Source organism: Flavobacterium xanthum, from assembly GCF_900142695.1.
GTDB classification, from domain to species: Bacteria; Bacteroidota; Bacteroidia; order Flavobacteriales; family Flavobacteriaceae; genus Flavobacterium; species Flavobacterium xanthum.
The window spans coordinates 1-1755 of record NZ_FRBU01000089.1; the positions used below are offsets into that span (position 1 = coordinate 1).

Below are 1755 nucleotides of genomic sequence, written 5' to 3' on the forward strand. Positions count from 1 at the left end.
ACCTCGGAAAAGGCATCAATTTGATTCTCCAAATGAAGTATATTTACAATTATTAAACAATAATCAGGAATTCGCATTAATTAATTGAATCCACCAAATAAAAAATTCTTTAAATTTTTAAAACTACCTTTTTACTTTAGTCACACAAACCCAAACATTAATAATACAGCAGAAAATCCACATTCTGTAAATGAAAACGATAAAACATATTCATATATTTTATGTTTAAGAAGTACATTAAATTTTGACGAAATTGTTCAAGATTCAATTATTAATAGGAATAGAATCAGCTGGAATTTAGATGACAAAGAAGTAAATTCAAATAGATTCAATATTTATTACTTTCCAGAGAGAGAATACAACGGAAATGAAGGTAATAATCATAATTCTGGTTTTGCTTGGTATAAGCAAAACCAATATCGTATTTTAGGAGTAAAACAAGATGAATTAGGTCGAGAGAAAAAAAGTAATGGAAAAGCATTAGAAAATTTATTCTTTCCAAAAGAAGTAAAAAATCTTATTGATATCATTGGTTTATGGGTCAAAAGTCAGGAATGGTACAAAGAAAAAAGTATTCCTTGGAAAAGAGGCTGGCTTTTATATGGTCCGCCCGGAACTGGTAAAACTGCATTAGTAAGAGCATTTGCGGAAGATTTAGATATGCCAATATATTTTTTCTCATTGTCTCAAATGTCAAATAATGATTTTATGAAATCTTGGCAAAGTATGCAATTAAATATTCCTTGTATAGCGTTAATTGAAGATATAGATAATGTATTTGATAAAAGAAAAAATATTGCACAGAGTTCAATGATGTTTTCTGGAATGTTTAACAATCAAAACGATGAAAATAACGAAAATAGCGGAACAAAAATGCCTTTAACATTTGATACGTTATTAAATTGTATTGATGGAGTTGATAAATCTGATGGAGTTTTTACAATCATAACAACAAATGATATCACAAAAATTGATTCAGCGATTGGTGTTCCTACAATAAATGAAGATGGTTCACAGACGTTTATATCTTCAAGACCTGGAAGAATTGACAAGGCAATCGAACTAACATATATGCAAAAAGAAAATAAAGTTGAAATGGCTAATAAAATTCTTTCTGATTTTAATATTCAACTTTCTGAAGTTTTAGAATATATTGAATTAGAAAATGAAGAAACGCCTGCACAATTCCAAGAATATTGTTCTCAAATTGCTTTACAAGAATATTGGAAAATAAACCAATAAAAACTGCTGGTAACAGCTAGGGTTTCGTTGCGTTCGAAGAACGAACAATGAACCCGCGGTTGAACGGAACCGGTTACATGCCGTTAACACTATGGAGTTATCGTAAAATTATTAGAAGGATTATCAAGAGGATTTAGAGTCCTCTTTTTTTTGTCGTATAATGAAAGTGGTTTTTATCGTGATTTCCTTCACATTTACTTATAAAATCCCTTACCCATAAATTTAACTTTCACAGGGACTTGAGCTGTGGCTATCGCCAAGATACCAAGCAGGCGGACCACGCTGGTCAAAAACAGCTATTCTATGTAAATTGCCTGTTTTGCAACAAGGGCATTTGGGGAGAAAAGGCTTCTTCTCTACTTTTTCTAGCACTCTTACCTTTAGTTTTTCTTGTAAAAGTTTTAATTTTGTCCGTTTCCAGTATCCGCCCGACGAACCACATATTTTTTAGATTAACCTAAGGTAGTAGTTTTGTTCTAAACAATTTAGACATGGACAAAAATGAATTTATGT

Annotated in this window: 1 protein-coding gene and 1 pseudogene; one reads left to right on the forward strand and one right to left on the reverse strand. The window is 30.8% G+C overall.

What is annotated here, in order from left to right:
* Positions 1-84: 84 nt before the first annotated feature.
* On the forward strand, positions 85-1242 hold the full coding sequence (locus tag BUC11_RS16465; protein WP_073355787.1) for an AAA family ATPase: 1158 nt from the start codon (positions 85-87) through the stop codon (positions 1240-1242).
* A 222-nt stretch (positions 1243-1464) separates the two neighbouring features.
* Here the strand turns inward: BUC11_RS16465 and BUC11_RS17460 are convergent.
* Positions 1465-1662, reverse strand: a pseudogene (locus BUC11_RS17460) (IS91 family transposase); the annotation flags it as partial.
* Positions 1663-1755: the final 93 nt, after the last annotated feature.